General features: G+C 59.1%; 5 protein-coding genes, 1 tRNA gene and 1 rRNA gene. 3 read left to right on the top strand and 4 right to left on the bottom strand.

The window, feature by feature from the left end; translation table 11 throughout:
• Positions 1–183: 183 nt before the first annotated feature.
• Positions 184–1,401: a hypothetical protein gene (locus tag T331_RS0116510; protein WP_051622458.1), complete on the bottom strand. Its 1,218-nt coding sequence runs from the start codon at positions 1,399–1,401 to the stop codon at positions 184–186.
• A gap of 350 nt (positions 1,402–1,751) precedes the next feature.
• Between T331_RS0116510 and T331_RS0116500 the strand changes: the two genes are divergently transcribed.
• The 3 genes from T331_RS0116500 to T331_RS0116490 are packed head-to-tail and all read left to right on the top strand — an operon-like array spanning position 1,752 to position 5,441.
• Positions 1,752–3,041, top strand: coding sequence for an ABC-three component system protein (locus T331_RS0116500; RefSeq protein ID WP_026440818.1), 1,290 nt, complete (start codon positions 1,752–1,754; stop codon positions 3,039–3,041).
• A complete protein-coding gene (locus tag T331_RS0116495) occupies positions 3,034–3,549 on the top strand; it encodes an ABC-three component system middle component 5 (RefSeq protein WP_026440817.1) in 516 nt (171 codons plus the stop codon). Before T331_RS0116500 ends, T331_RS0116495 begins: the two co-directional genes overlap by 8 nt.
• Positions 3,546–5,441 carry an AAA family ATPase gene (locus T331_RS0116490; protein ID WP_081822315.1) on the top strand — a complete coding sequence of 632 codons (1,896 nt, stop codon included), beginning with the start codon at positions 3,546–3,548 and terminating at the stop codon, positions 5,439–5,441. The genes T331_RS0116495 and T331_RS0116490 overlap by 4 nt, the downstream gene beginning before the upstream one ends.
• 158 nt (positions 5,442–5,599) lie before the next feature.
• Here T331_RS0116490 and T331_RS0116485 read toward each other — a convergent pair whose 3' ends face one another.
• The 3 genes from T331_RS0116485 to rrf all read right to left on the bottom strand — a co-directional run bounded on the left by T331_RS0116485 (position 5,600) and on the right by rrf (position 7,379).
• Positions 5,600–6,949 (bottom strand): tyrosine-type recombinase/integrase, encoded by a 1,350-nt coding sequence (locus T331_RS0116485; protein ID WP_026440815.1) that lies wholly within the window; start codon positions 6,947–6,949, stop codon positions 5,600–5,602.
• Between the two features lie 169 nt (positions 6,950–7,118).
• Positions 7,119–7,195, bottom strand: a tRNA-Met gene (locus tag T331_RS0116480).
• A 69-nt stretch (positions 7,196–7,264) separates the two neighbouring features.
• Positions 7,265–7,379: ribosomal RNA gene (rrf, locus tag T331_RS0116475) — 5S ribosomal RNA — on the bottom strand.
• Positions 7,380–7,475 lie beyond the last annotated feature (96 nt).

Here is a 7,475-nt window from a genome sequence, read left to right as displayed (position 1 = left end):
ATTTTTTGAATGGTTTTGGCCATGGGGAAAACTCCATGACGGGCGGCCTGGAGCCACTCTCCTGGCCTGTCACCCGTCACGAATTTCTCAGCCGCCCTCTGACTCTCTGCCCCGCCCCATGAAAAAAGCCGTGGGCCGCATACCAGCCCACGGCAAACATAAAAGCGGAGAACAACGCGCCCGTTACGCCGCCCGCTCCAGCAGCAGCTTCGCTTTGCCCTCCAGTTCCAGCCTGGCATCCTGATGTGGCTTGCTGCGCGCCAGCGCAGTGATGCCCTGCACAAAATCGAAAACGCTCTCGGGCGGATGACCTTCCTCTTCCAGCACGGTGGCAATAACCTTCGCCGTCTCGCCCTTGCTGAAGCCGCGCTTACGCAGAAAACTCTCGCGTTGATCGTCCTGGCGCGCGACAATCTGTTCCCGCGCCGCCTTGATCCCCGCCACGAACGGCGCAGGCGAGGAATTGGCAAAACGCCGTAGCGCCGGCGCCGCCTCATGCGCAAAGCGCTGGGTGGCGAATTTGCTGTGGCGAATACTGATCTCCTGGAAATCCTCCGCACCCCAGATGTTGCGATTGGCGCACACCGCGCGCAGATAAAACGACGCGATGCCCAAGGTCTTCGAGCCAACCTCGCTGTTCCAGCAATAGAACCCGCGAAAATACAGATCGGGTTCACCATTGGGCAAGCGCCCCGCCTCGATCGGATGCGTATCGTCGACCAGGAACAAAAACACGTCCCGGTCGCTGGCATAAAGCGTGGTCGTCTCCTTCGTCACATCCACATAGGGGTTGTGGGTCATGGTCGCCCAGTCCAGCACGCCCGGCACTTTCCAATTCGTCTCACCCGTACCGTTGCCCGCAATCCGCATCACCGCCGCTACCAATTCATGGTCCCATATCCGCCCGTAATCTGGGCCGGTCACGGCACGCAGTTCCACCCGCCCATCGTCGGTCTCCAGCGTCTTCACCAACTCGGCGCGATGATTGAGCAGCCCGTGCTGCAGATTGATCCCCGCCAGCGGCGCGGGCAGCTCGCGCAAATATCCGGCCGGCGCCCCCACCAGCCCGCATAACTGCCCAAAACTCCAATGGGTCGGCGCCACCGGCCGCTCCTGTCCCGGCACGATGAGCGCCAACCGCTCGCCATCGTCGCGCCGGGCTTCAACTCGGATCGCCCGGCTCTCCACGGTTCGCGCCTCAGCCCGGTCAGCCCGGGCGCGCACCGCCGCATACAACTCCGGCAGAGACAGAAATCGCTCATCATCAGGCCGCGAAAACCATTCCGACGACACCCGCCCCAGCCGCTCCCCCCGGCTGACATCGACCTTAAAACCCGCCGACCCAGCCCGGCCCGCGCTCGCCCCCACAACCGCCACCGCGGCAGACGCATTGATATTCATGGCACTTCTCCACGACAGGCCCCGGAAGCCTCTCCTCCGGACTAAAACCTGTCATGAAGCTTACGGCTCAACTCTGACTCTCAGGCCCGGCACCGGGGTCAACACCACCACGGTTATCCGCAGCATGGCGCCCAAGTAAGCCTTTCCCGTCTCAGGGGCCCTGTCCTGCCCCCCCATTCGTTCGGGAGGGCGTATCCGCGCCGCAGGGTAAACCAGCCCCTTGCCTCAGACGGGCCTCAAGGAGCAGGCCAACGCAGCCAAGCTTTGACGGACTCGCCTTGTGACCTATAGATTCATATAGGATACGATCTGAGTTGCACAGGTCGATGACAACGACAAAAGGGGCAGGGATGTCGAGCGACGGGCCAACTCAGATCTTTCCGGAGCCGAAGCCCGCGTCACCTCCGGCCGCGGCCCTTGACATTATCTATGTCCATGGGCTGGGCGGAGATCGGCTCGAGACCTGGCAGAAGACCAAAGATACGTTCTGGCCGCGCTGGCTGGCCGAGCAGTTCCCGAATTGCCGGGTCTACATGATTGGCTATGACTCGGATAAGTTCGCTGGCATCCTCGCGGGCGAAGGCGCTTCGATCCAAGACCTCGCGTTGGCCATAGCGGACCAAATCGCGAGCCGCGAAGAAGGCGCGCCGCATGCCGTGCTCGTCGCCCACAGCCTGGGCGGACTCGTCGTCAAGCAGATGCTGCGGCGGTGCATGGATTCGTTGAATCCTGATTTTAACAGCATCGGCCGCTCGGTGGCGGGCGTAGTGTTCTTGGGGACCCCCCACCAAGGCGCGCAAGCGGCGACCGCGCTCGATTTCTTGTTGCGCAGCTTCAAGAGCAAGCAGGTCAAGCAGCTCGCCTATAGCGACGACACACTAATCGAACTCAACGAATTTTTCCGCTCTTGGGTGTCACGCCAGGGCGCCGCCGTCCGCTCCTTTTACGAGACTGAGAAGACCGGCGGCGTACACATCGTCGACAAGGTCACCGCCAATCCTGGGATCGTGGGAAGCGACCCGATCGCGGTCCAAGCCAACCATATTGATATCTGCAAGCCCGCGAGTAAGACGGCGCCCGTCTATGCGTCGGTCTGCGCGATGATCCGTCAGCTGCTCAAGAATATTGCCCCGGCGTCCGGGCCCGACGGTTCGATCAAGAACGGCGGCGGGGAAAGCGCATGCGTCACGCAGGGCAGTGATACCTCTGCCATGGCCGAGACGGGCGTTGCCCCCGAGGTGTTGGCGGATTTCGAATATTATACGACGATGGCCGACCATGACCGGCGCGATCTGGCGCAGAAACTGGCCGACGCCGGACGAAGCTACGCGATCGCCGACGCGAAGAGGAAGAAGGAGCGGTTCAACATGGCGCTGCAGCGTCATATCGCCCAACCATCCGCGGTGAACCGTTACACGCAGCTGATGGCGGACGTCGAAAGCCGCTTCAATCGCCATGTCGCACGCGTCGTCGCGGATCAGGCCGACACCGCCGCAATCGATAAGGTTGTGCAAGACCAGGTGATCGACCCGTGCACGGCGACCCATTCGACCAGCGGGAATGAGATCACGGCCGGGCTTGTCGACGGAGCACTTTATTATCTCGCGGGCAATTGCCACCTGGCGTGGGACAATGGGTGATTTCCGCGTCTGGTACGCATCGCGCGACCCTTATCATTGCATCTTTCGGATGATTCGGCTGATGACCGCAAAGAGCGAGCCGATTCTGTTGGAGCAGCTGCGCATCCTCGACATGTTCCTTATGTTCCCAGTGCTGCTCCATCGGTTGTCGTTGCCGGCCGACATCAAGGAGCGCTTCCGGCAGTTGGCTGTGCCGACGCCTGCTAATTTCTTCGTCAAGCTGCCGGGCACCGCGTCGGTCTGGCAAGACTTGCAAATCTATCAGTCGACGGCGCTGAAGCGCCTAACCGGTCTGGGACTTTTGAAGCGTGATGCGCTTCGTGACCGATATGCAAGCCTCGAAATCGAGTTGGTGCCCGATGAGATCATGAACAAGGCGATCGCCCAGAACGAAGTCGGGGAGGCGCTGACGCGCTTCCTAGTTGACGATGTCGGGTCGCTGCCCATGTTGGGCAGGAACGGCTTGGTCAAGCGCGCCGGCCTACCGTCCCGGGGGCCCGTCGTATGAGCGCTTTCTTCCGCATCGAAAGAATGCTCGTCACGCGCGGTAGCCATATTCTCTATGACGAGGCACTCCATTCCGGCGTGAATATCATTCACGGCTCGAATGGGTCGGGCAAGTCGACGCTCGCCGATTTCATTTTCTTCGGCCTCGGCGGTGATTTGCGGGAATGGAAGGAGTCGGCCTCACGCGCGGAGCAGGTCTATTTGCAGATCGTCACGCCCGCGGGCTTGCTGACATTACGGCGAGATATCTCGACCGATGGCGGCCGGCCGATGTCGATCTTTTTCGGAACGCTGGATGATGCACTCTCATCGCCTGGGGAGGCATGGCAGACACTGCCCTATCGACGCCCAGATCGCGGCTACAGCTTCAGCCAGGTGTTGTTCAAAGCAATCGGTCTGCCAGAATCAATCAGCGATGGCGCCAGCAACATCACGATGCACCAGCTTCTTCGATTGCTATATGTCGATCAGTTGACGCCAGTGCAGCGAATTTTCCGTGTGGAGAATTTCGACACCTGGCAGACGCGCCAAGCAGTCGGCGATCTACTCTCGGGGGTCGGTGGCTACGATCTGTTCGACAAGCAGATCGCACTCAGGGAAACCGAAAAACTCTATGATGCCGCCGCAACTGCCTATCGCAGCCTCGTTACGGTTGCGACCGGCTATGGCGAGAATATCCTCTCCGAGCACATCGAGGCGGCGATTGCCAAGATGACCGAAGAGCGCGGGCGTCTCCTTGGATCGATCGACGAGCTGGTGGGGACACCCGAGCCGCAGTTGGAGCGCGAAGATCTCAAGAAAATGCGCTCCGAAGCTATCAAGGACTACAACAGTGCCCGCCGAGCCGTCATAAAAATCAAGGAAGAAATCGAAGTCCTCGAATATGAAATCTCGGATGCCGAGGATTTCATCAAGCATCTCGCCAGATCACTCGCCGACTTCGAAGACGCCTCGATCACCTTCTTTGCCCTCGGTCATCTTGCGTTCGAATATTGCCCATCCTGCTTTGCACCGGTGCCGCCCAAGGATGCGGGCCATTGCCAGCTCTGCGACACCAAGCGTGTCGACGGCGGTGATGATAGCCGCACACTTGCGGTCCGCCTCGACCTGCAGATGCAACTGAAAGAATCGGAATCGCTTCAAGCCGAGCGCAATGCTGAATTGACTCAGAAGAACAGTGCGCTCCGCATCGCGCGCCAAGCGCTGCGGCGCGCGTCATCGACGATCGAGCTTGCTCAGTCGGGGACGGTGACCGGTCGAGAAAGCGCAATTGCGGAACTGAGCCGCAAGGTCGGCTTCATCGACAGTGAGCTGGAGGGCTTCCAGAAGCGCCTCGAACTCGCAAAGCAAATTCGAGCGGCGTCGGAAGCCAAGGAGGATCTAAATACGCGCGTTACGCGACTCAAGGCCGAAATCGAGGCAATCCAACGCGCTCAGGGCAAACGCAAACACGAGGCCTATACGCTCATCTCGAACCAGACCAAAAAGCTTCTTGACCAAGACCTCCAGGAGCATAGCGACTTTGATGACGTAGCAAACGTCTCCTTCGAATTCTCCGGCGATTGGGTTGCTATCAACGGCGAGAAAAATCGGGCGGGCAGCGCGAGTGGCATGGTTATCCTCAAGAACAGCTTCGCGGCCGGAATGCTGAGCGCGTCTCTGATCGACACGCGCTTCAACCTGCCGCGCTGGATGCTATTTGACAATATTGAGGACAAGGGCATGGTCGAGGAGCGGTCGTGGAACTTCCAGCGGCTCTTGGTTGCGTTGTCGCAGGCATCGATGACCTCACATCAGATCATCTTCACCACCTCCAAAATCGCGCCTGAGCTCAATCGAGAGGAGTTGGTCATCGGACGGCGCTATGAGCGGGCCGCGCGATCGCTGAATTAAAGGATGAATATGATTTAGCGGGGCCAAGCCCCTGGTTGCGCACCCGCAAGGGGTGCGCTTTTGGGCGATCCGCCAAGCGGATCGCTTTTTGGCCGGCCCTGCGGCAGGCTTCAGCTTAGCGGCGTTGGGCGCAGTGTTTCACCACAACCATTTTACGTTTAATCGGCGTCCTCGCTCAATGTTGCAGTTCTGCTTGAACTCGTTTCACGCTCATGCTTTACCGTGCCCGCGGTTTTCGGCTTCCTATTTGCAGCCTTCTTGCGCACCACGTTAATGGCTGCGGCATCGAGCGTGTTCTTGAGGTGGACGGCATAGTGCTTCTCGATCATCTCGACCGAGGTGCGGCAATTTTTCGCCACCTGATAGATGTCCGCACCTTCCATAAGACGCATGCAGATATAGGTATGACGCAAACTATAGGCAGTCCTGGCTTTGCCATCGCGATCAATTTTCAGCCCTGCCCGCTCAAGCAAATTATTAAACAGCTTGATGTGATTGCCCGGGAACACCCGGTCCGTTGGCTGCGGATATTCCAGCTCCGGCAACATCGGTGCCATACCACCGGCCTTTCGCCGTAACTGCCGCTCACGCCGAGACTCGCCATGCGCCGGCTTCGCGCGGGCGAGTAGCCGCTGATAGACGCGCACAGCACCCGGCATACTCTTGCAATGCCCGACACCGCGCTTGCCGCGCACCTCGATTTCCAGAATCTCCTGCTTGCTGGCATCATCCTGTGCAATCGTTACATCACGATGCTGCAGATTAAACGCTTCATCCGGCCGCAGCCCGGTATTGGCCATGAACAGCACAAAGTCATAAACCTGCTCGGCATTCCATCTGTAATGAGCCCGCTCCGGAGCCTTCGCATTCGCCCGCGCGGCCTCGTAAAGCTGCTTATATTCATCCGGGCTGAACCACGGCCGGTGCACGATTTTGCCCTGCGTGCGGTAGGGCGGTGTCAGGTCCGGCAGATGCTCCAGCCAGCCATGCCGGATGGCGGTCTTCAGTACCATGCGCAATGTCACCACCTCATCATGCAGCGTGCTGCGCGCCGGTGGTTTCGCCTTCGGCTTATGCTGACTTTTAGAATGCGGGTTCGGTGCGGCGTAGGTCGTCATCCGGTGCACCCGGTATTCCTGAACCTTGCCGGGGCTCACCTTATCCAACGGTAGGTTCCCAAAAAACGGCACCAGATGAACTCGCAACCTGATCGCATGGCTCTCGGTCCATTTCTCGGAACGCTCACCTTCGGTGATAACGCCGTATTCCTTGAGGAATTGATCGGCCGCCTTCTTGAAGGTCGGGCGGTCATTGAGCACACCCGCCTGGTTCTTGCCTTGCAAGCTAAAATACCATGTCTCGGCGGCTTTGGCCGCCAGATCCTGAATTTCCTGCTTGGTGCTGAACTGGCGCTGCTTGTTGCCGACAGACGCCCGCGCCTGCCAGAAACGGCTATTGCCGCGCTGATAAATCTGGACCTTTCCGCCCAGCAGATCGATGGTCGGCATGACACCCCCTCGCGCGTATCGCGCTGCGGTTGAGGATCGTAGTCAGACGACGACCATAGCCCATCAGGTTTGGGATTTCGAGTTAAATTACCCTAATACTGCCCTAGGGCACTTGAACGCCAAAAGCCACCTTGCGGTGGCTTTAAGCTATTGATTTAGTTTGATGTTTTGGTTGCGGGGGCCAGATTTGAACTGACGACCTTCAGGTTATGAGCCTGACGAGCTACCGGGCTGCTCCACCCCGCGTCACCGAGTAAAAAACCGCCCTTGGTGTCCCTTGGGCGGTTTTTTATTTTTGTATTGATAGGCTGGAAGACCTGGCGGCGACCTACTCTCCCGTGCCTTAAGACACAGTACCATTGGCGCTGGGGATTTTCACGTCCGAGTTCGGGATGGGATCGGGTGTAGGCTCCCCGCCAGAGCCACCAGGTCGTCCAGCCTATCAATATATGCTGTCTGGTTGAGGTTTTGGTGTGTGTGATCTCGTTTGCTTTTGTCCATGTCAGCGTATCGTCCGGATGGATGA

It is taken from the genome of Acidocella facilis ATCC 35904 (assembly GCF_000687875.1).
Lineage (GTDB): Bacteria > Pseudomonadota > Alphaproteobacteria > Acetobacterales > Acetobacteraceae > Acidocella > Acidocella facilis.
Note: the sequence above shows the minus strand (reverse complement) of the source record. Positions and strands in the feature narration are given on the sequence as shown.

Bases quoted from the DNA above. Each gene is read 5' to 3' on its own strand.
- T331_RS0116510 (WP_051622458.1), bottom strand. From the start codon at position 1,401: ATGAATATCAATGCGTCTGCCGCGGTGGCGGTTGTGGGGGCGAGCGCG.
- T331_RS0116500 (WP_026440818.1), top strand. From the start codon at position 1,752: ATGTCGAGCGACGGGCCAACTCAGATCTTTCCGGAGCCGAAGCCCGCG.
- T331_RS0116495 (WP_026440817.1), top strand. From the start codon at position 3,034: ATGGGTGATTTCCGCGTCTGGTACGCATCGCGCGACCCTTATCATTGC.
- T331_RS0116490 (WP_081822315.1), top strand. From the start codon at position 3,546: ATGAGCGCTTTCTTCCGCATCGAAAGAATGCTCGTCACGCGCGGTAGC.
- T331_RS0116485 (WP_026440815.1), bottom strand. From the start codon at position 6,949: ATGCCGACCATCGATCTGCTGGGCGGAAAGGTCCAGATTTATCAGCGC.